Annotated in this window: 25 protein-coding genes and 1 pseudogene; 14 read left to right on the forward strand and 12 right to left on the reverse strand. The window is 38.8% G+C overall.

Going from position 1 to position 26,917, the window contains the following annotated elements:
• Nucleotides 1-16: 16 nt before the first annotated feature.
• Nucleotides 17-400, reverse strand: a complete 384-nt coding sequence (gene pilG / locus F935_RS00665) for a twitching motility response regulator PilG (protein ID WP_000389061.1) — start codon at nucleotides 398-400, stop codon at nucleotides 17-19.
• Nucleotides 401-685: 285 nt separating this feature from the next.
• On the opposite strand from pilG, the gene F935_RS00670 reads away from it, so the two are divergent.
• From F935_RS00670 to F935_RS00685, 4 genes are all read left to right on the forward strand, one after another.
• Complete coding sequence (locus F935_RS00670; protein ID WP_016137140.1) at nucleotides 686-1,321, forward strand: hypothetical protein; 636 nt, start codon at nucleotides 686-688, stop codon at nucleotides 1,319-1,321.
• Between the two features lie 68 nt (nucleotides 1,322-1,389).
• Nucleotides 1,390-2,499, forward strand: a complete 1,110-nt coding sequence (locus F935_RS00675; RefSeq protein WP_080645498.1) for an efflux RND transporter periplasmic adaptor subunit — start codon at nucleotides 1,390-1,392, stop codon at nucleotides 2,497-2,499.
• 15 nt (nucleotides 2,500-2,514) lie between these two features.
• Nucleotides 2,515-5,613 (forward strand): efflux RND transporter permease subunit, encoded by a 3,099-nt coding sequence (locus F935_RS00680; RefSeq protein ID WP_016137142.1) that lies wholly within the window; start codon nucleotides 2,515-2,517, stop codon nucleotides 5,611-5,613.
• Between the two features lie 58 nt (nucleotides 5,614-5,671).
• Nucleotides 5,672-7,387: a proline--tRNA ligase gene (locus tag F935_RS00685; protein ID WP_016137143.1), complete on the forward strand. Its 1,716-nt coding sequence runs from the start codon at nucleotides 5,672-5,674 to the stop codon at nucleotides 7,385-7,387.
• 54 nt (nucleotides 7,388-7,441) lie between these two features.
• Here F935_RS00685 and F935_RS00690 read toward each other — a convergent pair whose 3' ends face one another.
• The 4 genes from F935_RS00690 to F935_RS00705 form a co-directional block, all read right to left on the reverse strand.
• Nucleotides 7,442-7,783: a YegP family protein gene (locus tag F935_RS00690; protein WP_009389333.1), complete on the reverse strand. Its 342-nt coding sequence runs from the start codon at nucleotides 7,781-7,783 to the stop codon at nucleotides 7,442-7,444.
• Between the two features lie 211 nt (nucleotides 7,784-7,994).
• Nucleotides 7,995-8,339: a zinc ribbon domain-containing protein YjdM gene (locus F935_RS00695; RefSeq protein ID WP_016137144.1), complete on the reverse strand. Its 345-nt coding sequence runs from the start codon at nucleotides 8,337-8,339 to the stop codon at nucleotides 7,995-7,997.
• Between the two features lie 91 nt (nucleotides 8,340-8,430).
• Complete coding sequence (locus F935_RS00700) at nucleotides 8,431-8,787, reverse strand: DUF488 domain-containing protein (protein WP_016137145.1); 357 nt, start codon at nucleotides 8,785-8,787, stop codon at nucleotides 8,431-8,433.
• Nucleotides 8,788-8,894: 107 nt separating this feature from the next.
• Nucleotides 8,895-9,347 carry an SRPBCC family protein gene (locus F935_RS00705; protein WP_080645487.1) on the reverse strand — a complete coding sequence of 151 codons (453 nt, stop codon included), beginning with the start codon at nucleotides 9,345-9,347 and terminating at the stop codon, nucleotides 8,895-8,897.
• Between the two features lie 38 nt (nucleotides 9,348-9,385).
• Here F935_RS00705 and F935_RS18105 point away from each other — a divergent pair.
• From F935_RS18105 to F935_RS00720, 4 genes and pseudogenes are all read left to right on the forward strand, one after another.
• A pseudogene (locus F935_RS18105) lies at nucleotides 9,386-9,500 on the forward strand (hypothetical protein).
• Nucleotides 9,501-9,559: 59 nt separating this feature from the next.
• Entirely contained in the window at nucleotides 9,560-10,282 is a 723-nt protein-coding gene (locus tag F935_RS00710; protein WP_016137147.1) for a CAF17-like 4Fe-4S cluster assembly/insertion protein YgfZ, read from the forward strand.
• A gap of 145 nt (nucleotides 10,283-10,427) precedes the next feature.
• Nucleotides 10,428-11,138: a DsbC family protein gene (locus tag F935_RS00715; protein ID WP_016137148.1), complete on the forward strand. Its 711-nt coding sequence runs from the start codon at nucleotides 10,428-10,430 to the stop codon at nucleotides 11,136-11,138.
• Between the two features lie 185 nt (nucleotides 11,139-11,323).
• Nucleotides 11,324-12,148 (forward strand): tetratricopeptide repeat protein, encoded by an 825-nt coding sequence (locus tag F935_RS00720; protein WP_016137149.1) that lies wholly within the window; start codon nucleotides 11,324-11,326, stop codon nucleotides 12,146-12,148.
• 31 nt (nucleotides 12,149-12,179) lie between these two features.
• Here the strand turns inward: F935_RS00720 and F935_RS00725 are convergent, their stop codons facing one another.
• The 4 genes from F935_RS00725 to F935_RS00740 form a co-directional block, all read right to left on the reverse strand.
• Nucleotides 12,180-13,103 carry an AEC family transporter gene (locus tag F935_RS00725; RefSeq protein WP_016137150.1) on the reverse strand — a complete coding sequence of 308 codons (924 nt, stop codon included), beginning with the start codon at nucleotides 13,101-13,103 and terminating at the stop codon, nucleotides 12,180-12,182.
• A gap of 56 nt (nucleotides 13,104-13,159) precedes the next feature.
• Nucleotides 13,160-14,269, reverse strand: coding sequence for an NADH:flavin oxidoreductase/NADH oxidase (locus tag F935_RS00730; protein WP_016137151.1), 1,110 nt, complete (start codon nucleotides 14,267-14,269; stop codon nucleotides 13,160-13,162).
• Nucleotides 14,270-14,278: 9 nt separating this feature from the next.
• Complete coding sequence (locus F935_RS00735; protein WP_016137152.1) at nucleotides 14,279-16,408, reverse strand: TonB-dependent receptor family protein; 2,130 nt, start codon at nucleotides 16,406-16,408, stop codon at nucleotides 14,279-14,281.
• 134 nt (nucleotides 16,409-16,542) lie between these two features.
• A complete protein-coding gene (locus tag F935_RS00740) occupies nucleotides 16,543-17,109 on the reverse strand; it encodes a DNA-3-methyladenine glycosylase (protein WP_016137153.1) in 567 nt (188 codons plus the stop codon).
• A 76-nt stretch (nucleotides 17,110-17,185) separates the two neighbouring features.
• On the opposite strand from F935_RS00740, the gene mutM reads away from it, so the two are divergent.
• Nucleotides 17,186-18,010: a bifunctional DNA-formamidopyrimidine glycosylase/DNA-(apurinic or apyrimidinic site) lyase gene (gene mutM, locus F935_RS00745; RefSeq protein ID WP_016137154.1), complete on the forward strand. Its 825-nt coding sequence runs from the start codon at nucleotides 17,186-17,188 to the stop codon at nucleotides 18,008-18,010.
• Nucleotides 18,011-18,028: 18 nt separating this feature from the next.
• Nucleotides 18,029-18,319: a peptidylprolyl isomerase gene (locus tag F935_RS00750; protein ID WP_016137155.1), complete on the forward strand. Its 291-nt coding sequence runs from the start codon at nucleotides 18,029-18,031 to the stop codon at nucleotides 18,317-18,319.
• Nucleotides 18,320-18,329: 10 nt separating this feature from the next.
• Here F935_RS00750 and F935_RS00755 read toward each other — a convergent pair whose 3' ends face one another.
• From F935_RS00755 to typA, 3 genes are all read right to left on the reverse strand, one after another.
• Nucleotides 18,330-18,683 carry a gamma-glutamylcyclotransferase family protein gene (locus F935_RS00755; protein WP_016137156.1) on the reverse strand — a complete coding sequence of 118 codons (354 nt, stop codon included), beginning with the start codon at nucleotides 18,681-18,683 and terminating at the stop codon, nucleotides 18,330-18,332.
• A 142-nt stretch (nucleotides 18,684-18,825) separates the two neighbouring features.
• The gene (gene mscL / locus F935_RS00760) at nucleotides 18,826-19,257 is read right to left on the reverse strand and encodes a large conductance mechanosensitive channel protein MscL (RefSeq protein WP_016137157.1); all 432 of its coding nucleotides are present in this window, start codon (nucleotides 19,255-19,257) and stop codon (nucleotides 18,826-18,828) included.
• 256 nt (nucleotides 19,258-19,513) lie between these two features.
• On the reverse strand, nucleotides 19,514-21,349 hold the full coding sequence (gene typA, locus F935_RS00765) for a translational GTPase TypA (RefSeq protein ID WP_003655262.1): 1,836 nt from the start codon (nucleotides 21,347-21,349) through the stop codon (nucleotides 19,514-19,516).
• 177 nt (nucleotides 21,350-21,526) lie between these two features.
• Between typA and F935_RS00770 the strand changes: the two genes are divergently transcribed.
• From F935_RS00770 to F935_RS00785, 4 genes are all read left to right on the forward strand, one after another.
• Nucleotides 21,527-22,885 (forward strand): uracil-xanthine permease family protein, encoded by a 1,359-nt coding sequence (locus F935_RS00770; RefSeq protein WP_016137158.1) that lies wholly within the window; start codon nucleotides 21,527-21,529, stop codon nucleotides 22,883-22,885.
• 63 nt (nucleotides 22,886-22,948) lie between these two features.
• A complete protein-coding gene (locus F935_RS00775; protein ID WP_016137159.1) occupies nucleotides 22,949-23,962 on the forward strand; it encodes a class I SAM-dependent methyltransferase in 1,014 nt (337 codons plus the stop codon).
• A gap of 21 nt (nucleotides 23,963-23,983) precedes the next feature.
• The gene (locus F935_RS00780; RefSeq protein WP_016137160.1) at nucleotides 23,984-25,444 is read left to right on the forward strand and encodes an amino acid permease; all 1,461 of its coding nucleotides are present in this window, start codon (nucleotides 23,984-23,986) and stop codon (nucleotides 25,442-25,444) included.
• Nucleotides 25,445-25,709: 265 nt separating this feature from the next.
• Nucleotides 25,710-26,915: an RtcB family protein gene (locus F935_RS00785; protein WP_016137161.1), complete on the forward strand. Its 1,206-nt coding sequence runs from the start codon at nucleotides 25,710-25,712 to the stop codon at nucleotides 26,913-26,915.
• Nucleotides 26,916-26,917 lie beyond the last annotated feature (2 nt).

Raw genomic sequence — 26,917 nt, forward strand, 5'->3', positions numbered from 1 at the left:
CCCTTAAATTACTTAATTATGAACTTACATGATTACGAATCGCGTTTAACAATTCATCTTTGCTAAAAGGTTTCGTCAAATACTCATCTGAACCTACCACACGCCCTTTTGCCTGATCAAATAAACCATCTTTACTAGAGAGCATGATAACGGGAATGTTCTGATAATTTTGAGAGTTTTTAATCAAAGCGCAAGTTTGATAACCATCTAAGCGAGGCATCATGATATCGACAAAAACAATATCTGGATTTGCCTCAGCAATTTTGGACAAAGCTTCAAATCCATCTACCGCAGTAATCACTTCACAGCCTTCTCGCTGTAATAAAGTTTCTGCTGTACGGCGAATGGTTTTTGAGTCATCAATTACCATTACTTTCAGATTTTGGAATGCATCTTCCATTTAATCTTCCATCCCCATAAATATAAAATATAAATGCAATTTAACTTAAATTTGTTTTTACACATTTATAAGCATTTTTAACATATCTCATGGTCTATTTTCAATGAGGCATTTCTGTCTACTTTCTCATTTATAAACAATAACTTTTAACCTCATCACACTTTAATTAAAATTATCATTTTTTTTATAATGACTATATTTTTATTCAGCTAAATAATAACTAATATAATAAAGATTAATTATTTAAAAATAAGCGATTTAGCTTTTTGTTTTTTGGGGATTTTAATGAATAATCGGATGAAATATGCCTTTTATAGGAACTGCTTGTCTGTATCTGTAGGCATTATTTCCTTCGGTTCGCTCTGTTTCTCAACGCCCCTTGCTCTAGCCGACACTCCTAAAGTGGTCTGGTATCGTTATTATGATCAACAGGGCACGGCTAACATTAGTACATCAGTCACCCCTGCTCACATTCGTTACGGTTATGAAGTTCTAGATCAAAATATGCAAGTGATCAAAAGAAATCACTCTTATAATGCTCAGGCTGATTTAAATCAATCAAGTCAACGAGCACAGTCGGCACGGCATAGAGAACTCGATATCAAATTAAAAAATGCCTATAGCAATAGTAAGACAGCCATGCTTAAAAGAGATCAAACATTACTTGCTATAAAGAAGCAAATTAACTATCAAGAGGAACAACTCGACCAGTTACAACAAGACAAAATTTTATTTAAGCGTCAAGAAATGGAATATTTCAGAAAGAGAGAAGTCATTCCTGAGCGACATAAGGCTTTGATTGAAAACAATCTAAATAATATTTACAGGGTCAAACAAACAATTGAAACACTTTCCAAGACCTACAAACGTACCAATAGCGAGTATGAAAATATTATCGAACGTTTAAAAAAGCTTGAATAACTGTAAAGGTTTATCAAGAATAGGGGCAAAATAAAATTTGAATTATAGGATGATGCTGTATGCACAAGATGCATCTCACCCCTTCCACTATTTTTAAACTGAGTATTATTAGTTTATGTTTGATTTTAGCTGCATGTAATCAGCAAGAAACGAATAAAACAACGGCATCAGCTCCAGCGAAAATTGAACTTATTCCTCAAGACTTGATTGCAGTTAAAGAAGGAGCGCTTGACTCTCAAACTGCATTTACGGGAACCATTCGTGCTGTTCAGCAAAGTTCTATTCAGGCTCAAGTGAGCGCCACGGCGACTACTGTAACTACAAATGTTGGCCAGCAGGTACAAAAAGGCCAAGTTTTAGTGAGATTGAATAATCAGGACAATGTTGCACGATTAGCACAAGCACGCGCCAACCTTGCTTCGGCTCAGTCACAAGCTGAACTTGCACGCAATTTAATGAACCGAAAGCAACGACTTTTTAATCAAGGCTTTATTGCTCGTGTCGAGTTTGAACAGAGTCAGGTTGACTATAAAGGACAACTTGAAAGTGTAAAGGCCCAACAAGCGAATGTTGATATTGCTCGTAAGGCTGATCAAGACGGTATTATTACCAGTCCAATTTCAGGCGTCATTACTAAACGACAAGTCGAACCTGGTCAAACTGTATCAGTTGGTCAAACATTATTTGAAATCGTAAATCCAGACCAACTTGAAATACAAGCCAAGTTACCAATTGAGCAGCAGTCTGCTCTTAAAGTGGGTAGTAGCATTCAATATCAGATTCAGGGAAACTCTAAACAGTTAAATGCGACGCTTACACGTATTTCCCCTGTCGCAGATCAAGACAGCCGACAAATCGAATTTTTTGCTGTTCCTAAAGAAAAAATTGATTCGTTAAGCATAGGAGCTTTCATTAATGGAAATATTCTCCGTAATGATACTCAGCAAGGCCAAACGATTCCTTTAGATAGCATTCAAAATATGCAACATGATCCTTTTGTATGGGTGGTACGTAATCACACCATTCAAAAAGTTAAAATTCGAGTAATTGAACAGCGCTATAACGACAATATTGCTTTAGTTGATGGTCTACAACGTACAGATCTAGTGAGCCGTATTCAATTTGAAGACTCCGACATTAATAAAAAAGTGACGGTTACAACCGAAAAAAATAAATAAGGTAGCAAATAGCGTATGTGGTTTACTCGAATCAGTGTGAAATATCCCGTTTTTACTATTATGATGATGATCAGCTTAATGGTACTCGGGTTAGCTTCTTGGAAACGTATGACGGTCGAAGAGTTTCCAAACGTCGATTTCCCATTCGTCGTAGTGACTACGCAATATGCTGGTGCTTCACCTGAAGCTGTCGAATCAGATATTACAAAAAAACTCGAAGATCAGATCAATACAATTTCAGGGATTAAACAAATCACTTCACGCTCAAGTGAAGGCTTTTCGATGATTGTAGCTGAGTTTAATCTCGATACTTCATCGGCCCTTGCAGCACAAGATGTTCGTGACAAAATTGCACCTGTCTCAGCTCAATTCCGTGATGAAATTGATACCCCGATTGTACAACGCTACGACCCTTCTTCTAGCCCGATCATGTCAGTTGTATTTGAATCAAATAGCATGAGTTTGGCTCAACTAAGTTCATATGTAGATAAGCGTATCGTGCCACAGCTTAAAACCGTGTCTGGTGTCGGTAATGTGAATTTATTGGGGGATGCCAAACGGCAAATACGAATAAAAATTCTTCCTGAGCAATTGCAAAGTTACGGCATTGGCATTGATCAGGTCATCAATACGCTAAAAAATGAAAATATAGAAGTTCCCGCAGGAACTTTACAGCAAAAGAATTCTGAACTGGTTGTACAAATTCAATCAAAGGTCATTCATCCACTTGCTTTTGGTGATTTGGTAATTGCCAATAAAAATGGTTCACCAATTTTTCTGAAGCAAGTTGCAACGATTGAAGATACACAAGCCGAACTACAATCAAGCGCATTTTATAATGGAAGAACCGCAGTCTCTATCGATATTTTAAAGAGTTCCGATGCCAATGTAATTCAGGTGGTCGATAAAACCTACCAAACGTTAGAGAAATTAAAAACACAAATGCCTGCGGGACTAAACTACAAAGTTGTGGCCGACAGCTCGAAAGGAATTCGCGCTTCAATTAAAGACGTGACCCGTACCATTATTGAAGGTGCTGTCTTAGCAGTTTTAATTGTTCTATTATTTTTAGGCTCTTTCCGCTCTACCGTCATTACAGGTCTGACCTTACCGATTACTTTGCTAGGAACCTTAACTTTCATTTGGGCTTTTGGTTTTAGCATTAATATGATGACGTTATTAGCCCTATCACTCAGTATTGGTCTCTTAATTGATGATGCGATTGTGGTTCGGGAAAATATTGTAAGACATACTGAACTTGGCAAAGATCATGTGACTGCTGCCCTAGAAGGCACAAAAGAAATTGGTTTAGCTGTACTCGCAACTACGCTCACCATTGTAGCCGTATTTTTACCTGTTGCCTTTATGGGAGGGTTGATTGGACGTTTCTTTTATCAGTTTGGCGTAACAGTCAGTACTGCCGTTTTAATTTCAATGTTTATTAGTTTTACGCTCGACCCAATGCTTTCTGCTCACTGGAAAGATCCGGTTAAGAAAAAAGATAATTGGCTGCAACGCTTTTTTAACCATATTTCTAATTTGTTAGATCGACTGACTCATGTTTATGAAAAGCTCTTAAAGCTAGCTTTACGTTTCCGTTTCATCACAGTCATTATTGCAATTGCTTCACTATTTGCTGCATTAGGACTGTCTAAACTGATTGGAACTGAATTTGTACCTACCCCAGATAAAGGCGAAGTTCGTATTCAGTTCGAAACTCCTGTAGATGCATCTTTGGAATATACCCAAGCAAAACTCCATCAAGTCGATCAAATTATTAGACAATTTCCCGACGTGGTTTCTACTTATGGGGTGGTCAACAGTGGGGTTGACTCTGGTAAAAACCGTGCAGGTTTAGGCGTGACCTTAAAGCCAAAACAAGAACGTAGCTCAGATCTGAATACACTCAACAATGAGTTTCGGGATCGTTTGCAAAGTGTAGCGGGTATTCGAGTGACTTCTGTTGCCGCAGCACAAGATTCTGTTTCTGGCGGACAAAAGCCAATCATGATCTCTATTAAAGGATCTGACCTAAATGAACTACAGAAAATTTCAGATCGTTTTATTGCTGAAATGGAAAAAATTAAAGGTGTCGTAGATTTAGAAAGCTCATTGAAAGAACCTAAACCGACTCTGGGTGTCCATATTAATCGTGTGCTGGCAAGTGACTTAGGTTTATCCGTTTCTCAGATTGCCAATGCGATTCGCCCATTAATTGCGGGTGATAATGTCACAACTTGGGAAGATCGTGATGGTGAAAATTATGACGTGAATGTACGTTTAAATGAAAATAAACGTATGCTTCCACAAGATGTGCAAAACCTATATCTCAATTCAAGTAAGACCAATGCGACTGGGCAAAATATATTAGTTCCACTTAGCGCAGTTGCAACAACCGAAGAAAAACTCGGGGCTTCACAAATTAATCGACGTGATCTTGAGCGTGAAGTACTGATTGAGGCAAATACCTCAGGACGACCTAGTGGCGACATTGGTCAAGACATCGATAAAATGCAAAAGGCATTTAAACTACCTGCTGGCTATACATTTGATACTCAAGGGGCAAATGCTGACATGGCTGAATCTGCTGGATATGCATTAACAGCCATTACCCTCTCAATTGTATTTATCTATATTGTTTTAGGTTCTCAGTTTAATAGCTTTATTCATCCAGCTGCAATTATGACCTCTTTACCATTGTCCCTCATTGGTGTTTTTCTTGCCCTATTCTTGTTCAAAAGTACCCTAAACCTATTTTCAATTATTGGCATTATCATGTTGATGGGGCTCGTCACTAAAAATGCGATTTTGCTTATCGACTTTATTAAGAAAGCAATGGATCAGGGGACAAGCCGTTACGATGCTATTTTACAAGCAGGCAAAACTCGTTTACGTCCAATTTTAATGACGACAAGTGCCATGGTGATGGGGATGGTTCCTCTAGCTTTAGGGCTTGGCGAAGGTGGTGAGCAAAGCGCACCAATGGCTCACGCTGTGATTGGGGGAGTAATTACCTCTACCCTGTTGACTCTTGTGGTTGTACCCGTCATTTTCACTTATCTAGATGACTTGAAAAACTTTATGCTGCGTCAAACTCGACGATTCATGTCATAATGCAGCGATTATCGTATAATCTGCGTTTTTATAACGCTTAACTTTTAGGACTTTTTCCATGCGCGCAAGCCGCTTTTTATTTGCAACGTTGAGAGAAACCCCAAATGATGCTGAAGTGATTTCACACCAGCTCATGTTACGTGCGGGGATGATTCGTAAATTGGCATCTGGTTTATATACATGGCTGCCGATGGGAACACGTGTGCTTAAAAAAGTAGATGCGATTGTTCGTGAAGAAATGAACCGCTCAGGTGCGATGGAAGTATTCATGCCCGTGACTCAACCTGCAAGTCTTTGGGAAGAATCTGGTCGATATGAACAATATGGTCCTGAATTATTACGCTTTAAAGATCGTCATATGAACCCATTCGTACTTGGGCCAACGCATGAAGAAGTTATTACAGACATGGCGCGTAACGAACTCAAAAGTTATAAGCAGCTTCCTGTAAATTTCTATCAAATTCAAACCAAATTCCGTGATGAAATTCGTCCACGTTTTGGTGTAATGCGTTCACGTGAGTTCATCATGAAAGATGCTTATTCTTTCCATGCAACTCAAGAGTCATTACAAGAAACTTATGACGTAATGTACGACACATATAGTCGTATTTTCACTCGTTTAGGTTTAGATTTCCGTCCAGTACAAGCCGACACAGGTTCTATTGGTGGTTCAGCTTCACACGAATTCCACGTATTGGCTGCTAGTGGTGAAGATGACATCGCATTTTCAACTAAATCTGATTATGCAGCGAACGTTGAAATGGCTGAGGCTGTTTTAGTTGGTGAACGTGCGGCACCGACACAAGAACTTAAATTGGTTGAAACACCAAACCAAAAAACAATTGATGATGTATGTCAGTTCTTAAATGTCGATCCTAAGCAATCTGTGAAAGCATTATTGGTTCAAGGTGTTGCTGACGAAAAAGGTAATGTTCCTGTTGTTGCTCTATTTGTACGTGGCGACCACGAACTGAATGAGATTAAAGCTGAGAAGCATCCTTTAGTGGCTGCCCCTCTTACTTTTGCAACTGAAGAACAACTTCAAGCATTTGGTTTAACTGCTGGCTTTACAGGTCCACAAGGTTTAGTCGAAAAAGGCTTAACTGTAATTGTTGACCGTGCCGCATCTATGCTTTCAGACTTCGTTGCTGGTGCAAATGAAGCTGATAAACATGCAGTAGGCGTAAACTGGGAACGTGATGCACAAATTACCGAAGTTTTTGATTTGCGTAATGTCGTTGAAGGTGACCCATCTCCAGATGGTAAAGGCACACTACAAATTAAACGCGGTATTGAAGTAGGTCATATTTTCCAGCTTGGTACTAAATACTCTGAAGCTTTAGGCTGTAAAGTTCTAGGTGAAGATGGCAAACCATTTACAGTAACCATGGGATGCTACGGTATTGGTGTAACACGCGTTGTTGCAGCTGCAATTGAACAAAACTACGATGACAAAGGCATTATGTGGCCACAAGCCATTGCACCTTTTGAAATTGCAATTGTTCCAATGAATGCGCACAAATCACCACGTACTCTTGAAGCAGCAGAAGCACTTTATGCAGAACTTCAAGCTCAAGGTTTTGACGTGTTGCTTGATGATCGTAACGAACGTCCAGGCGTTAAGTTCTCTGACCTTGAGTTAATGGGTATTCCACACCGTATTGTGATTGGTGAAAAAGGTCTTGATGCTGGTACTTTTGAATATAAAGGCCGTCGCGATGCTGAAGCGAGCAACTTAACGAAAGAAGAGCTTTTAGCTAAGTTAGCGCGTTAATAAATAGACAAATAAAAAAGCAGCTTTAAGAAGCTGCTTTTTTTAACTCAATTTTTATGCCTGAACTGTTAAGTCCTTGATGTTCGTTGAGGAACCATTGGTTTTAACAGACTCAATTCCTTTATCTCGTGAAGCTTCGCTCGCATAGAACTGACTCGTGCCAATAATCTGATGATTTGCAGCTTTTAAATTGAAATAAGGTTTCCCATTCTTTGCAGTTAAACGCTCATATCGTGCGTCATCACCACTATTTTTTTGAATTGATTCAATACCATTTACAGCAGAGGCTTTTGCCTTATATAGCTCACTATTTAGAATAGGTTCACCATTTCCTGCCTTTAAAATAAAGCGGTATTGTCCATCACTCGCTAGTGAAATTTCGTACCATCCTGCCATAAAAACCTCATTTTTTTGTTGGTGTGGGTATGACTTTCGTTATTATTCTGGACGAAAGTTATTTGTTATTTATGACAATATAAATGGGCTATCACTCTTTGAATAGCCCATTTTTTATACTTTTTCGTAATAAAATTATAATGATGTTAGAAATTTAAAAAGTAGAGATATAAGTGCATATCTCTACTGAAATGTAATGAAAATTAACAATTTAAGCTTTTTTTACAAATTCAGATTTTAACTTCATCTGACCAATACCATCAATTTTGCAATCGATATTGTGACCATCACTTGCATCTGGAACTAAGCGAATCGTTTTTACTTTAGTGCCTACTTTTACGACTGAAGATGAACCTTTAATTTTTAAGTCTTTAATGACAGTTACGCTGTCGCCATCGGCTAAAACATTTCCGTTAGCATCTTTAATAATTTCTTGTTCTTCAGTAAGCGATGCATCCCCTTCTTTCCACTCATTTGAGCATTCAGGACAAATCAATAAGTCGCCATCTTGGTAAGTATATTCTGATTGGCATTTTGGGCAATTTGGCAAAGACATGAAAAAAATCTCAAAAAGTATATTATGCGAGATATGACTCATTTTTTAAAGTTTTAAATAAAAGACTTTTACCAAAAAAAAATTTATACATTCATTTTGAGTTTTTACTTAATAAATATTCTTTCAAAATAATTGCATGGTTATTCTCAACATCTTTTGCTGAATATAAAAGCGTAACCGTATGCTCTGCTGCAATGTGTTGCAGCTCTTCAACTGCGGAGTTGGTTTCAAGCTCTTTTAAATAACGCTGCTTAAATTCTTCCCAATGATCTGGCGTTGCAGCGTGGAACCACTTGCGCAGTTCAGTTGAAGGCGCCACTTCTTTTAGCCACAAATCCAAATGAGCATTTTCCTTACTTATTCCCCTGCTCCATAGGCGATCAACTAAAATACGTTTTCCATCACTAGGGTCTGCATTTTCATAAATTCTTTTAATGTGTATATCCATAATCTTTCTCTGAGTAAGGTTTACATTTTAGATAGATCTTATAAAAGAAAAGTGAGTAGATTTAGCTCCACTCACTTTTTAAATAGTTCATTAAAATTTTAGAAAGCTTATTGGTCAGGGATATCCGCTTCGATTAACAAAGTCAGTAAAGATAAAGATTCTTGCCATCCCAAATAGCACGCCTCCTCGGGAATAACTTCAGGTATGCCTTCTTGCGTAATATGTACTTCCGTACCCACCATTACCGTTTTCAATGTAATGGTGACTTGCATCGTGCCCGGTAAATTTGGATCATCAAATTGATCGTTATAGCGAATTAACTCATTTGGAATTAATTCAACATATGTTCCACCAAAAGCGTGTGTTGAACCTGTCGAAAAATTGGTAAAACTCATTTTATATGAGCCACCAACATTTGCATCAAAACTATGAACCTTGGCAGTAAAGCCATGTGGCGGCAACCACTTTACTAAAGCGTCTGGATCTAAAAATGCACGATAAACTCGCTCGACTGGAGCCTTAAATACGCGATGAAATTTCACTGTTCCTGTTGCCATCATATTCTCCTTATTTTAATTTCTTTTAAATTATCGAAATTATGTTTATTAGCTTAAACCTTCAGATTTATACGAACGTATATTTTTGGTGTTTTTTCAAACAAACCTCTTTGTTCGGACGGGATCAAATTACGAAAACTATGGCTGATTTTTTAGTAAAAATGGAGCAAAATAGTCAGCAATCATAAAGAAACATATTGAATTTGAGATTAATCATGAGTCTGCTCGCTTTCTCCTCATATGCTTTAAACGGTGTAGATGCACAAAAATTTTTACAAGGCCAAGTTACTGTAGATACTGAACGTTTAGCTGAAAATGAAACTCGCTATACAGCCATTTGTGATCTTAAAGGTCGTATTCACTTTGGCTTGTGGCTAAAGAAGATTAATCCTGAAAGTTTTGAAATTGTAGTTACTCAAGATCAAGCAGAAGAATTTGCCAAACATGTTAAAAAATTTGGTGCTTTTTCAAAAATGACCTTGAGTGAACAAGGCCCTGCTTTCCCAAAGATCACTGGTCATCAGACTGAATTTTCTGCACAAGAAACTGATATTTCTGAATGGCAAAAACAAGCCATTATGACTGGTCAAGCGTGGATTACTCAGGCAACTGAACATGTGTTCCAACCACAAGAATTACGTTTACATCAACGTGAAGGCGTAAATTACGATAAAGGTTGTTATCTAGGTCAGGAAATTGTGGCGCGTCTTTGGTTTAAAGCAAAACCAAAACACTGGTTACATCTGGTTCAAGGTACAGGCGAGGCACCAGCTTCAGCAACTCAATTAAATAACGATGTTGAAGTTGTTAATAGTATTGCAAATAATGAAGGTTATCTTGCTTTAGTTGTTGCAAAACCTGCTGCTCTACCAGAGTTGGGTCTTCAAGTTCTTGAGTTACCTGAAGCCTTAAGTGGCGATGTTGCAAGACCACAATAATAATTTTATTAGCTCGAACTGCCCACTTCTAAGTTAGTGGGCTTTTTTATAGATACAAAACACTAATGATTTCATTAGATTAGAACATCAAATTTTTAAGTTTTATATGCCATCATTAACCCTGTTGAAATTAAAGAGAAAAAAGATGAAAACTAAACTTGCTACACTCATGTTGAGTTTGGCTATTTTCGGTTCTGCTCATGCTGACGTTAAAGCACTTGAACAAAATCTTAAGACGAATTATCCAGATTTGCCTGTAAAAGGTGTTTATCAGTCGCCAGTTCAAGGCATTTATGAAGTGTATACAAGTGGTCGTATTGTCTATACCAACCAAGATGCGAAATACTTTTTTGTTGGTAACTTAGTCGACATCAAACAACAAAAAAATATGACTGAAGAACGTATTGCCGAATTAGGTAAAATTGATGTTAAAAGCTTACCGCTCAATCAAGCAATTAAGTACGTAAAAGGAAAAGGCGAACGTACGATCTACATCTTTACTGATCCTGATTGCCCATATTGCCAACACCTAGAACAAAATATGGTTGGTGTTGATAACGTAACGGTATATGTTTTCCTTTACCCGCTGACCAGTTTGCATCCAAACGCCGAAAAAGTATCTAATCAAATCTGGTGCTCAAAAAATCCGGCAGAATCTTGGACAAACTATATGCTTAATCGTAAATTACCTACGACCAGCAAAAATTGTTCGACTCCAATACAGAAAAACATCGCCTTAGGTAATAAATTAAATATTGATGGAACACCGACTCTGTTCTTACAAGATGGTCAAAGAATTTCTGGCGTACCAAGTGATGCCAAACAAATTGAAGCATTACTTCAGTCAGCAAAATAATAATATTACCCACTCCGTTTTATGAATGTGAGTGGGTGTTTTTTCTCCACAATTTGCCCAAAGTGCAGCGCTTTATATACAAATCGGCTGTTTACTTTCAGCTATCAATATTTATGATGAGAAATTGAAACTATTTTAATGCATCAACGGAATGATGTAGCTACGAAGTAAAAGGTTAAAAAGAAATGAAGAAATTACTAATCGCAAGCCTAATCACCCTTTCAAGTGCATCAATTTTTGCAGCAGATAACACCTCAGCTGCTACTAAAACAGATGCGTTTAAACAAGCCGAACAACTTTATGCAGCAAAAAATTACCCTGCTGCCTTTCAGGAAATGCAGCGCTTAGCCCAAACAGGCAATGCTCAAGCGATCTATAACTTAGGTTATATGACCCAAATGGGCCAAGGTACGGCAAAAGACTCTTCTAAAGCGCTCAAATATTATGAAGATGCTTCAAATAAGGGTTATGCCCAAGCGAGTTACACGCTTGCACAAATTTATGAGACTGGTGAATTAGGTGTTGCCAAAGACAGCAACAAATTCAGTCAATATATTCAAAAAGCATCGGCTCAAGGTTCTGACGATGCAACTGTGAAAATTGCGACGATTTTATTCGCTCAGAAAAAACCGCAGTCACATCAAATCGCCCTTCAAAAGTTAGCGCCTTTAATTAGGAAGGGTAACTATCCTGCTACTCAGGTGAAAGCACTTTATGATATTAGCCAAGGTGTAGAAAATAAAAATCCGTTAATGAAACGCCAAGGCATCGAAGCCCTACAGTCAATCGCACAAAAAGGTTACGCTCCTGCGTCTATGGCTTTAGCGACCATGATGGCGAATGGCAATATTATTCCGCAAAATTTACCTGAGGCCAAAAAGATCTTTACTGAACTTGCCAATCAAAATGTTCCTAACGCTAAAGAGTCTTTAGCCTCGGTTGATAAGATTATTGCAGAAAAAAGTAAACAGGCTGCAAATGCTCCCGCACAGCCAGCACCAAAGAAATAGTCAATGAAAAGCCCCGTAAGGGGCTTTTCTTTTACCACCACAAAGCAATCAGCCCGCTAACGCCAATAAAACCAACAACTGTACTAATCATAAGCGGCGTTAATGCTTTTTCATTTAAACAATAAGCCTGTCCAAAAATTCCGAAAGCAATCGGCATTGGTAAAGCAGCAATTAATGTTCCTGCGTAAAGCATCTCACGACTTACATCTGGAGTTATTAAAAAGAGAGAAAAAATAACAGATGGCATGAGGATAACTTTAAATATCGCCAACAAAATACTTTCTGTATTTACTGTTGTGATTCTGATACCCACTAAACTCCCGCCAATTGCAAACAAAGCCAAGGGCGAAGCTGTACGTCCAAGTAACTCTAGAGACTGATCAAGAGTCGTAGGAAGATTAACATCGAAAAGAATGCATCCCATTCCAACCAAAATCGCGATAATGACAGGATTCTTGAGTAAGTTTAAAAAAGTCTGTTTTAAAAGCGGTAATAGTTTCTGCTGTTGATGTAACCCAGCTTCGGCCAGAATGAGCATCAGCGCCACAATCAATAAATTTTCAATGATGAGTGTTAAAGAAATATAAATCGCAGCGTGATTACCTATCAACATGGTTAAAATAGCTGTTCCCATAAATCCAGTATTGGACATAGATGCGCCCATCGAAATCACGGCGCTATGAGTTAAACTATTTTTAAAATATTTTCGATAAAGAATAAAAGCCAAGAAAAATAAAATTAAGGACCCACCACCATAAGCAAGAAAATAAGCGGGGTGCCAAATGTCTTGTAAGTTTTTATTTGCCAATGAATGGATTAGAAAAGCTGGTAAAGAAATTTTAATTACGAATGCGCTAAGAGCCCTGATCTGTTCAGGCGTTACCAATTTGATGAGGACACAAACATAGCCCATCAATAGCAATATCAAGATAGGTAAAATAACCTGAAAAACCACTGACCTTCCTCACTTAGCGAAAGAAAAATGGGCAAAGATGACTTTGCCCAATACAATTAAAACGAGTTAAAAAGCTGCTTTAATCCATGAGGTTGGCAACGTAAATACTGAGGCGCAATTTTAACGTCTGCACCTAAAGCCGCGGCTGCATGCCAAGGCCATCTTGGGTCATATAACATTGCACGAGCAAGACCAATAGCATCAGCTTGCTGGTTTTCCAAAATTTGTTCGGCGTGTTCTGGCTCAGTAATTAACCCTACAGCAATGACTGGAATGGACACATGCTTTTTGACTTGTTCAGCAAATGGAACTTGGTAACCTGCTCCAATCGTAATAGATTGATGCTCGTGTAAGCCACCACTAGACACATGCACATAGGCTGCGCCCAACTGCTCTAAAGCTTTTGATAAACCCACTGTAGATTCAACATCCCAATGCTCGATACTCTCCAACCAATCGGTCGCAGAGAGTCTAACGCCAACTGGATAACCTTCAGGAACAACGAGTTTAATTGCCTGAAGAACCTCAAGGGTCATACGCATACGGTTTTCTAAAGAACCACCATATTCATCAGTACGCTGATTGGCAATTGGTGATAAGAATTGATGTAGTAGGTAACCATGTGCAGCATGAACTTCAATCAACTCAAACCCAGCTTCTACAGCACGTTTTGCAGCCGCTGCAAAGTCTTGTTGAACTTGTTTAATCTCAGCAATGGTCAAAGCATGTGGCGCTGCATCATGAACAGAAAAAGTACTTTCACTTGGTGCAACCGTTTGCCATCCATGTGGCTGATCTTTTGCAATTTGACCTTTGCCTAACCACGGCTTTTCAGTAGACGCTTTACGTCCTGCATGTGCTAACTGAATTCCAAATGGCATCGGTGAAAGTGTGTGAACCTTAGCTAACAACGCTTTGATTTGGTCACGTTGCTGATCATTCCATAGTCCAAGGTCAGCATAACTAATACGCCCCTCAGCTTGTACAGCAGTTGCTTCTACAATACAAAGTCCTGCACCAGACAATGCATAGTTTGCCCATTGCTGTTCATGCCAATAGGTAATTTCACCATCATCTGTTGCCGAATATTGGCACATCGGAGCAATTACAATTCTATTGACCAGTTGTAGTGAACCAAAGTTAACCGTTTCAAATAATTTTGCCATTTTTAATTCCTAGAATTGCTTAATTACACGTAAACCTGCACTCCAGTTACGTCCATCCGCTGGTTCAAAGTAGCGTCCATTACCATCATTTACGATCACTGAACCTGCATAGTTCTTATCAAATAGGTTATCAACACGGGCAAAGCTATTCACTTTCCAGTCGCCCATTACCCATGCATAACCCACATTAGCTGAGGTTACACTGTAGCTTGGCGCTGCGTCACTGTTGGTATCATTCACGTATACTTTATCCATATACTGTACATCTACCCCGCCATATAGACCATGCGATGGCTGCCAAGCCAAAGAGACATAAGCTTGGTTTTTAGCAATTCCTGGAATGGCATTCCCCGATGGAATTTGAGCAATACTTCCCAAAGCTGGAATATCAGCATCAAAAGTTGCATCTAAATATGTATAACTAGCAGTCGCAGTTAAATCTCGCCACAACTTTTTATTCCATGCAAACTCCACGCCTTCACGTAAGGTTTTATCTGCATTACGGAACGTTGATCGACCATTTGAGTTACCAGCAGAAACGATGTCATCTTTGGTTTTAGTTTGAAAAACTGCCAAAGCAAAATCACCTAATTGGTTTTGTGATTTTAAGCCTGTTTCATAGGTATCGCTTGTGGATGCGGTTAAATCAAAATTAAAACCACTTTCTCCGTCTGGACGATACGCCATTTCAGTAAAAGTTGGCGTTTCAAAACCTTTGGCATAACTCACATAGGCCATCAGTTCAGGTAAAATTTGCCAGCTTAAAGCAGCAGAAGGCAAAACTTTACTATAATCAGTCTTACCACTATCGTCGCCATTACTTAAATAGTTATCTTTAGATTTGTAATGGACATTGCTATAGCGTACACCCGTATCTAAACGCCACGTTGGTAAGAACTGCCATGACGCTTGTAAATATGGGTCGATATTCCACAAGGTATTGTCTTCATCACGACGCAAATTACCTTTGACGCCATAAGAAGGCTGTCCGTTTACTAAATTAAAGTTTTCAAAACCTTTACGATCTTCATCCATTGCATCAAGTGCAACACCAACACTTAGAGTGGTATTTGGAAGTAATTCTTTACCTGTCCAACGGAAATCAGCACCATAATAATTACGCTCAAAATCAATCACACCACCCGCATGATTGAGGCTGGCATCTTGTGTTGATTTAGGTATAGATTGATATTGAGTGACTTGGCGATTACCTAAATATGCCATGGCATAGAGTTCATTTTGGTCATTAATCGGTTTAGACCAAGTCACACCCGTTTGAGTTTGTTCAATATCTTTACGGACATTAAATTGCTTTAAAAATGGAACTTGTTGCTTTGGATTAGCATTCCACTGGTCATGCGTTAAACCCTGCGGGTCGTCTGCATGAATTTTTACATAGTTGGTTATCCAGTTGATTTTGCTACCATCATCAAGATTCCAACTAAGCTTTGCATTATTTAATACTTTTTCTGCACCGCTATGCTCTCGGTAACCATCAGTATCGAAGTATGATGAACTAATAACATAACTTGGTTCATTTGCACCTTTTGCCCCACCTTGTAGCACGATTCCCGCTCGGCTTTTATCGTGGCTGCCTCCCGAATAGCTCAGCTCGATTGAGTCTTTCCCTTGACCTTCTTTAGTAGAAGTTAAAATTGTACCGCCAGATGAGTTTCCATATAGCGATGAAAAAGGTCCAGTTAGAACTTCAACATGGTCCAGACTACTTAAATCGATATTAGATGTTTGACCTTGCCCATCTGGCATTGTTGCAGGAATACCATCTACATATAGACGAATGCCTCGAACACCAAAAGTAGAACGTGCACCAAAACCACGCATGGAAAGCTGTAAATCTTGAGCATAATTTTCACGATTACGAATCTGTAAGCTCGGTATCCCCTTCACAACCTCGGTTAAATTTACTTGTGAAGAAGTATCAACTTGAGGTGCATCTATTCGAAAAACAGAAGCTGGTGTTTGCAAATAAGTTGTATCGGTACGAGTTGCTTCAACATGTAAAGTTGGCAATACCGTAATATCTTGAGCTGAGTCATCTGCCCAAACAAATGGGCTAGAAATGCAGCCCATACTCATCAAAATACAGTAGTGAAGTCGGTCTAAGCGTAATAAGGACATGCTTATTTCCTTTATTTATATTGTAGTTATGATAACAAAAAGCTGTGTCTTGTCTGGATATTGAATTCGATCTGCATTGTTGTAAATCTGGAACACTCTTCATCGATATTTAAAAATTGATTTCCAGATTAGAATTATCGGCTCAAAGATGGATGATCTTTCCAGCAATATCGTTCAGGCCAATCTTTTGCTTCTTCGGCATACTCAATTCCAATACGTGGCGTCATGACTACTTCCGGCTGTGTTGAAGCCGCTTCAATCCATAGCCCAGATTTTCCACCTAAGGTTTGACCTTTTAAAGTCCGATCAATACCCAAATAGCGTGTTAATTTGCCGGGTCCAGCTAAAAGCTTATATTCTTTTTTGGTTGAAGCACCACTTAAAAATGCAGATCGAATCATTACTCCTTCAGGAATGCCTTCTGTCTGAGTAATCAGATTGAGCATTTCATACATGCCATAAATTAAATAGACGTAAATCGTGCCTCCAGTGCCATACATTACATCTGTTCGAGCAGTACGTTTATCATTGTAGCTATGGCAAGCTTTATCCCGAACACCCAAATAAGCTTCAGTTTCGGTAATCGTACACCGAATGACCTGCCCATCAGGTTGTCGCTTACACAACACACATCCAATTAAATCATAAGCCACTTCTGAGGTTTCACGTTGAAACCAGCTTAATGGTAAAATATCTGACATAGTAATCTCTGAAATATTACATACCACACGTTATACTTGATTAATCCAGTATATCTGTTAATTCTGCGAGTTGGCGATGCCTGAGTTACCCGAAGTCGAAACAACCAAAACCAGTTTATTTCCTCTATTGAATCAAAAAGTTCTAAGTGTTGAAGTACGTAACCCAAGCTTACGCTGGGCAATACCCGATGATGTTCAAAAACTTGTTGGGCAACGTCTGATTGGGCTAAACCGTCGTTCTAAATATATCTTGGCAGAGTTTGAACAAGATCAAATGCTCTGGCATTTAGGAATGTCAGGAAGCTTCCGCTTGTGTCAACCACATGATGAGCTGAGAAAACATGACCACTTCATCATTCGCTTTGAAGAACATGAGTTACGCTATCATGACCCTCGTCGCTTTGGCTGCATTCTCTGGTTAAATTCTGAAACACAAGGGAAGTTAATTGATACTTTAGGGCCTGAGCCTTTAAGTACCGACTTTAATGCAGAATATTTAGCTTCAAAACTTAAAAATAAATCAGTCGGCACAAAAATTGCAATTATGGATAATCATGTTGTGGTGGGTGTTGGCAATATCTATGCAACTGAAAGTTTGTTTAATGTCGGAGTTCATCCTGCTCAGCCAGCTGGAGACTTAAGTCTTCAGCAGATCGAGAAACTGGTTATCGAGATTAAACGAATTTTAAAATCGGCAATTGATTTAGGTGGCTCGACTTTACGAGACTACAGCAATGCCATGGGAGAAAATGGTTATTTTCAGCAAACACTTCTCGCTTATGGTCGTGCTGGAGAAATGTGCGTTAACTGTGAAACCCCTTTAGAAAATTTAAAACTTGGTCAACGTGCTAGTGTATTTTGCCCAGAATGCCAACCCCTCAAAAAGCCCAATAAGCTCTAGTTTTCAGAGGAAGTTACAATGCAAACAGCTATCGTTCGACATATTCTGGTCAAAGAAAAAGACTTGGCAGAACAGTTAAAAAAGAAGCTACAAAATGGCGCTGACTTTGCCAAAATTGCCAAGCAATATTCAACTTGTAATTCAGCAAAACGCGGTGGAGAACTAGGCGAAGTCAAAAAAGGGCAACTGGTTCCCGTCATCGATAAAGTGGTATTTACCGCTGCTGAACGTGTATTACAAGGTCCAATTAAAAGCCAGTTTGGTTATCATCTTTTAGAAGTTAAATTCAGAATGGGCAGTTTACGTTGATTCCATTATTTTAATGATGGTTTTCAGAAGCTTGAGCCTGCACATTCAGTTGATATGTCCAAGCCTTAATCATTTCTCCTGACTCAAGCTTCACATCTGCGATGACACGCTGGTATTGAAAACCTTCAAAATCATCAAGCATCTGCCAGTTTTCAGCAAGCTTTTCTGTACTAAACAGATAACCCTCTACCCAGTTTGCTTGCAAATCTAGCTCTAGCGCTTTTAGGCCTTTGTCTGGTCCCCAATCTAAAATGTGAATCATGCCTCGCACACTGGCTTTTGTCCATTGACCGCCAATCTGCTCTAAAATATGAGCATTTGCTTTATTTGGGCATAAAGTTCCATATACAAAAAGCTGATTCATTTATTTATACCCCTTTTACAATATACGTAGCTAAGCTTACCGATAGCTTTCCAATTTTATCAATATCTTTAGCCCAACATAAAAATACTTAGTCATAAAAAACGGCACCTAGAGTACCGTTTTTTATTACATCAGAATATTGTTAAGCTTGCTTTTTCAACTCATCACGAATTTCACGCAATAACTGAATATCTTCAGGAGTTGCAGCTGGAGCTTCTGGCTCATTCTTATCACGGCGAAGTCTATTTAATAATTTCACCATTAAGAAAACGACCCAAGCCAAAATCAGGAAGTTAATTAAAATGGTGAGGAAATTACCATAAGTTAAAACATTGATACCTGCTTTTTGCAAAGCATCTAAAGATTGCAGGTTGGCAGGATTTGATCCTAGAACAATGAATTTCTGCGAAAAATCAACACCACCACCAGTAATCACACTGATAATTGGCATGATAATATCTTTTACCAAAGAGTCTACGATTTTGCCAAAAGCACCACCAATAATCACACCAATGGCTAAATCCATCATATTGCCTTTAATGGCAAATTCTTTAAATTCTTGAATAATACTCATCTAAACATCTCCAGATGTCGGGGGTCGAAACACGTCATATTTTTCTTTTTCATTGGCATCTTATCGATTTAGATAGTAATCGCCATGATATTGATAATTTAATATTTTTATCAAAAAAAAGAAAACTATCTCACACTTTAACAACATATTCTCTGATAAGAAAAATATGATTTTAAGCTTAGTTTAATTTTAAATAGAACGATTAAAAAAACCGCTAAATTAATTTAGCGGTTTTTTCTTTTTCATTTAAGAAAAATTATTTATCACGGTTACGTTTACGTTCGTTTTCAGTCAAGTAACGCTTACGGATACGGATTGATTTTGGTGTTACTTCAACTAACTCATCATCCTCAATGAATTCAAGCGCTTGTTCAAGCGTGTATTCCACTGCAGGTGTTAAAGTTAATGCTTCATCAGTACCAGATGCACGAACGTTAGTTAACTGTTTCGCTTTAGTTGGGTTAACAACCATATCATCTGAACGAGAGTTAATACCAATGATCATACCTTCGTAAACTTCTAACTGAGGTTTAGCGAATAGACGACCACGGTCTTGCAATGTGAATAATGCATAGCCCAAACAAACGCCTTGAACCATAGAAATCAACACACCGTTTTGACGTTTCGCAACAGTACCTTGTTTCATTGGACCGTAATGCGAGAAGCTTGATGTCATGATCCCTGTACCAGAAGTCATGGTCAAGAATTCAGAACGGAAACCAATTAAGCCACGTGAAGGAACAGTTGCTTCAATACGGATACGGCCTTTACCGTCAACTTCCATATTGGTCATTTCACCTTTACGGTAACCCATTTGTTCCATTACCGAACCTTGGTGCTGTTCTTCAACGTCAAATGTTACGTTTTCGTATGGTTCTTGCTTTTCGCCGTCAACTTCTTTCAAAATTACTTGTGGACGTGATACGCCCATTTCGAAGCCTTCACGACGCATGTTTTCAATAAGAACTGAAAGGTGAAGTTCACCACGACCAGACACTTTGAAACGGTCTGGACTGTCAGTATCTTCAACACGTAATGCTACGTTGTGAATCAATTCACGATCAAGACGTTCACGGATATTACGTGAAGTAACAAATTTACCTTCTTTACCCGCAAACGGTGAGTTGTTTACTTGGAAAGTCATCGTAACAGTAGGTTCATCTACAGATAACGGTGGTAAAGCTTCAACATTTTTCGGATCACAAATCGTGTCAGAAATATGAAGTGCATCGATACCTGTTACACAAACGATATCACCAGCATTTGCCTCTTCAACGTCAACGCGATCTAGACCATGGTAACCCATGATTTTTAAGATACGACCGTTACGTGTTTTACCTTCTTTGTCGATAACAGTTACAGGTGTGTTTAATTTAACTGAACCACGCTGAATACGACCAACACCGATAACACCTACGAAGCTGTTATAGTCAAGTGAAGAGATTTGCATTTGGAATGGACCATCAACATCAACTGCTGGTGGTTCAACGATATCTACAATTGTTTGGAACAATGGAGTCATGTCGTCAGCAAGTTCTTCTGGAGAAGGACCAGCAACACCACGAAGACCTGAAGCATAAACAACTGGGAAGTCTAACTGTTCGTCAGTACCACCTAAGTTATCAAACAAATCAAATACTTGGTCAATTACCCAATCAGGACGCGCACTTGGCTTATCTACTTTGTTGATAATCACGATTGGCTTCAAACCGCTCGCAAAGGCTTTCGATGTCACAAAACGAGTTTGTGGCATTGGACCTTCTTGAGAATCGACAAGAAGAAGTACGCAGTCAACCATCGACATTACACGTTCAACTTCACCACCGAAGTCAGCATGTCCTGGGGTGTCCACGATGTTAATGCGGTATTCTGTATTTGTACGCGCATCAGTCCATTTAATTGCAGTGTTTTTTGCAAGAATGGTAATACCACGTTCACTTTCAATTGCACCTGAATCCATCACACGCTCGATTTCACCCGCGCGATCACCTAATGCACCTGATTGTTGTAAAAGTTTGTCGACTAAAGTCGTTTTACCATGATCGACGTGCGCAATGATGGCAATGTTACGGAGTGTTTTAATATCTGACATGTAAATTCGATACGCCTAAAGTTTGAGGGCAAATTATACAGAAAAACACTACTCTTGAGTAGTGACAGTTTATTGACATTGACAAAAAAATTTCTAATAGCCTGTATTTCGTTTTGTAAAGATAGTTATCTCGATTAGAATAGCGCCAATTTGCAAAATTGCGGCGGACCTACATCCATGTCCAATCAACACTCTCAGGACCATTTAGACCTTGTTTATGGTTTAAATGATCGACCAAAACCTTTGATCGCTTTTTTAGCAGCTTTCCAGCATTTGCTTGCGATTATTGTACCAATTGTTACACCTGGCCTTTTAATTTGCTTAGCTTTAGGCGTTTCACGCACCGAAACTAACATGATTTTATCGATGTCTTTGGTGATTTCGGGTATTGCTACATTTCTACAATGTAAAAAAGTTGGTCCGTTTGGTGCAGGTCTTCTTATTGTTCAAGGCACAAGCTTTAACTTTATTGGCCCAATTATTGGTATTGGTAGTGCAATGGTTGCCGCAGGAACACCTGTAAACCAAGTTATGGCTGCAATATTTGGTGTAGTCATTGCCGGCTCCTTCATTGAAATGGGTGTTTCGCAAATTCTTCCATGGGTGAAAAGACTCATTACTCCTTTGGTGACAGGTATTGTTGTTCTATTAATTGGCTTAACGCTTATTAAAGAAGGCTTGATTAGTATGGGTGGTGGCTATCAAGCCATGCAAGATCATACTTTTGCAAGTGCAGACAACCTTATTATGTCATGTACGGTACTTGCTATTATTATTGTGCTCAATCGTATTCGAGTGGTTTGGATTAAAAGCTCAGCTATTTTAATCGCCTTAGTGAGTGGTTACATTCTTGCTGGATTTATGGGTCATCTAGATTTCTCTGGTATTAAAGACGCGCCACTCGTACAAATTCCAACACCAATGCACTTTGGTTTGAGTTTCTCTTGGGGATTATTCATCCCAATGGCATTCATTTATTTGGTGACTTCTTTAGAAGCAATTGGTGATGTGACAGCAACCAGTAAACTTTCCAACCAACCTGTTAATGGTCCTGAATGGATGAAACGCATTAAAGGTGGTGTATTAGTGAATGGTGCTAACTCTTTGCTAGCTGGTCTTTTTAACACTTTCCCTAGTTCTGTTTTCGCTCAAAACAATGGTGTAATTCAACTCACTGGGGTTGCTAGCCGCTATGTAGGCATCTGGATTGCTGGATTACTTATTTTATTAGGTCTATTCCCTGCAGTAGCTGGTGTTATACAAGCAGTTCCTCAAGCCGTATTAGGTGGCGCTGTTATGGTCATGTTCGGCGCAGTAGCTGCATCAGGCATTAACATTCTTTCTTCAGTTCACCTTGACCGCCGAGCATTATTAATTATTGCCATCTCACTTGCATTAGGTTTAGGTGTTGCTCAAGTTCCTCAAATTTTAGAGCACCTTCCAGAATTATTTAAAAACATTTTTAGCTCTGGCGTGGCAACAGGCGGTATTGCAGCATTAATTTTAAATGTTGTGCTTCCTGAAACGCATAAATAACTAACTTTTAATTTTGATTACTGCCCAGCTCCCACTGGGCATTCTTCTTCATGAGAGATGTACATGGATCCTAGAAGTGAAGTGGTATTAAGACAGCAAGACTATTTGAAAGGTAGAATCTTGTTAATTAATGCACCGAATGATGCCTTAGTTAGTCAATTACCCGCTGGGACTGATGCGTCAGTCTGGACATGGAACCATGCTGACTATCAGGGTTTTATCAATAGTGGAACAAAAGCGCACTTTTCAGTTGAGTTTCCATCACAAGAATTCGACCAAGCAATCATTTTTGTTCCAAAATCTAAAGAGCTCTTAAATTACATATTGCATGTAGTGATGAGTCATCTTAAAACGAATCAATCTGTTTTTTTAGTCGGTGAAAAAAAGGGTGGTGTTGAAAGAGCCGCTAAACAATTACAAAGCTTCGGCAAAGTACTAAAACTTGATAGTGCGCGCCACTGTCAGTTATGGCACTTAAAGATTGAGAAAACAGAACAAATTAAACCTCTAGAAAAATGGCTTAAAACTTATACCGTTCAAGTTAATGAACAAGAGCTTACGATTTGTGCCCTACCCGGTGTTTTTAGCCAAAATCATCTCGATATCGGAACTGCTGTTTTACTCCCTTATCTTAATCAGGTGAAATCAGGTAGAATTGCCGACTTCGGGTGTGGTGCTGGAATTATCAGTTGCTATTTGGCAAAAATAAATTCAAGTAATATTATTCATGCCCTAGATATTGATGCTTTCGCTTTACGGTCAACGGAAATGACTTTTAGTCGAAATGGAATAAGTTCAGACCAGTTGAGATTGCAACCTGTCATAGGTATTGCAGACGCTCCAACAGAACTCGATGCCATTGTCAGTAATCCCCCTTTTCATCAAGGTATTCATACCGACTATGATGCAAGTGAAGGGCTCTGCCAGAACGCTAAAAAACATTTAAAGGCATCAGGCGAGCTATGGATTGTAGCAAACCGTTTTTTAAACTATCCGATCTTAATTGAGAAGCACTTTGGTCAGTGCCAGATTAAAACTGATCTTCAAGGCTTTAAGGTGTTATATGCCTGTGCATAACAAACTATGTAAGGAATCTCCATGAGCGAAACACATGCTCCTGAAAAACTCCAGCGTAAGCTTGGGGCTCGTCATCTGAATATGATCGCCATTGGTGGTTCCATTGGTACAGGCCTCTTCCTTGCTTCTGGCTCAACCATTGCAAATGCTGGCCCAGGTGGAGCACTACTCGCCTACTCTCTCATTGGCATTATGATTTACTTCTTAATGACCAGTTTAGGTGAGCTTGCAACCCACAATCCGACTTCTGGGGCTTTTTTTACATATGGCAGTCGTTATGTCGAAGAAGGCTTTGGCTTCGCTTTAGGCTGGAACTATTGGTATAACTGGGCAATTACGGTTGCCTTCGAACTTGTTGCAGTTCAGTTTATTATGAAGTTCTGGTTCCCTGATATTCCCGGGTTCTACTGGAGTGCTCTGTTCCTTGTCGTAATTTTTGCAATCAATGCCATGACAGTAAAAGGATTCGGCGAAAGCGAATTCTGGTTCTCAATGGTAAAAGTGATCGCCATCATTGCCTTTATTATTATTGGCTTAGCCATGATCATCAAGATTATGCTAACTCCAGGTGTCGCAGCTTTTGGAAACTGGACTTATAAAGATGCACCTTTTGTGGGTGGTTTACAAGCCATGATCGGTGTAGCAATGATTGCTGGATTCTCTTTCCAAGGGACAGAAATGGTTGGGGTTGCTGCTGGTGAATCTAAAGATCCAAAGAAAACGATTCCACTTGCAATCAAACAGATTTTCTGGCGAATCTTATTATTTTATATCTTATGTATTTTCATTATCGGTACTCTGATTGCCTATGATGACCCAAATTTACTACAAGCGGCTACCACTGAAAATATTGCACTTTCACCGTTCACATTACTCTATGAAAGAGTTGGCTTTGCTTTCGCTGCTGGCTTAATGAATGCTGTGATTCTGACTGCTATTTTGTCAGCAGGTAACTCTGGCATGTACTCTTCAACTCGTATGTTATTTAAAATGGCTCAGGAAGACCGTGCGCCAAAGTGGTTTGGAAAGCTTGATAGTCGTGGCGTTCCAATGAATGCATTATATGCCACAACCTTTATCGCTGCTTTTTGTTTCTTAACAACTTTTATTGGTGAAAAACAAGTATTTAACTGGCTACTTAATATGTCAGGTATGTGCGGTTTTATTGTTTGGTTAGGAATTGCGATTTCGCACTATCGTTTCCGTAAAGGTTATATTGCTCAAGGATATAAATTAGAAGATTTAGATTACCGTGCCAAATTTTTCCCATTTGCTCCTTGGTTTGCATTTATCCTCTGCTCAATCATTATTTTGGGACAAAACTATCAAGCCATTTTAGGTGGAAAAATTGACTGGTTAGGCCTACTTTCAACCTATATTAGTTTGCCATTGTTCTTAATTATTTGGTTAGGCTACAAGTGGAAATATAAAACTAAACTGATCCCTTACGACCAAATGAATGTGAAGCCAGAGCAAGACTAAAAATTGGTAATTCAAATAAATCAAAGATCAAAAACTTGATCTTTGATTTAAAAGGCGTAAAATGCCGTTCAGATTTTCAACGGCGCTTTTAAATAAGGAGGACATCATGCCAACACTACAAGGTAAAACAGATTAAATAATTTGGCACGATGTCAGCTCACGGACAAGTGTACAAATTCACTTCACTTGTCCGAATGCTCAAATTTAAAACCTAGCATTCGCTAGGTTTTTTTATGCCTGCTCGGACAAAAATAAGAGAAAAATTATGGGCATACAAAAAATATTAAACGAGGAAGCACTTTACGGTGTTCCCGTTAAAATTTTCACTCAAGATATTGATAGTGAAAGTATCGAACAACTCAAAAAAATGGCGCAACTGCAATTTATCTATTCACATATTGCAGTAATGCCAGATGTTCATGTGGGAAAAGGCGCTACCGTAGGCAGTGTGATTCCCACTAAACATGCCATTATTCCTGCTGCAGTCGGTGTAGATATTGGTTGTGGAATGAATGCAATTCGCTTAAGTCTAAAAGCTTCACAATTGCCTGATAACTTAAGTCGTTTACGCGATGCAATCGAACGTAAAGTACCAGTCGGATTTGCTTTGCATAAACAAGTTAAAGCAAAAGCTTCTAGCATTATTCCACTTGAAAAACGCTTAGAGCCCATTATCAAAAAGCATCCTGGCCTTGTTCGAATGCTTCGACAATTTGATGCCACATGGCAAAAACAACTTGGTACTTTAGGTGGTGGCAACCACTTTATCGAACTATGTATTGATGAAAATCAAGATGTATGGGTAATGCTACATTCAGGTAGCAGAGGACTGGGTAACGTTATTGGTACTTATTTTATTGAGTTAGCCAAAAAAGAAGCTCAGCATCGCTTTGGTCATGTACCTGATAAAGACTTAAGTTATTTTGCCGAAGGCTCAAAAAGTTTTGATGATTATGTAGAAGCTGTAGAGTGGGCTCAGGAATATGCTTTTGAAAATCGCAAAGAAATGATGCGTTTAATTTTAGAGGCGATTCGTCCAATTCTTCCCTCTTTTCAAATGACAAAAGAGGCTATTAATTGTCATCATAATTACGTAAGCCGTGAAACACATTTCGGTGAAAATTTATTGATTACCCGAAAAGGTGCTATTCGAGCAGGCTTAGATGAATTAGGGATTATCCCTGGTTCAATGGGAGCACGCTCTTATATCGTCAGAGGTAAAGCAAATCCTGAGTCATTTTGTTCTTGTTCTCATGGAGCCGGTCGCAAGATGAGTCGAAGCAAGGCAAAGACTCTTTTTAACCAACAAGATCTTATTGAACAAACCCAAGGTATTGAATGTCGTAAAGACAGTGGTGTTGTCGATGAAATCCCAAGTGCTTATAAAGATATTGATGAAGTCATGGCAAATCAGGCTGACCTCATTGAAGTTGTTCACACTCTTAAACAAGTTTTATGTATTAAAGGTTAAAA

Origin of the sequence: Acinetobacter calcoaceticus ANC 3811, assembly GCF_000399665.1 — a bacterium.
GTDB lineage: Bacteria > Pseudomonadota > Gammaproteobacteria > Pseudomonadales > Moraxellaceae > Acinetobacter > Acinetobacter calcoaceticus_B.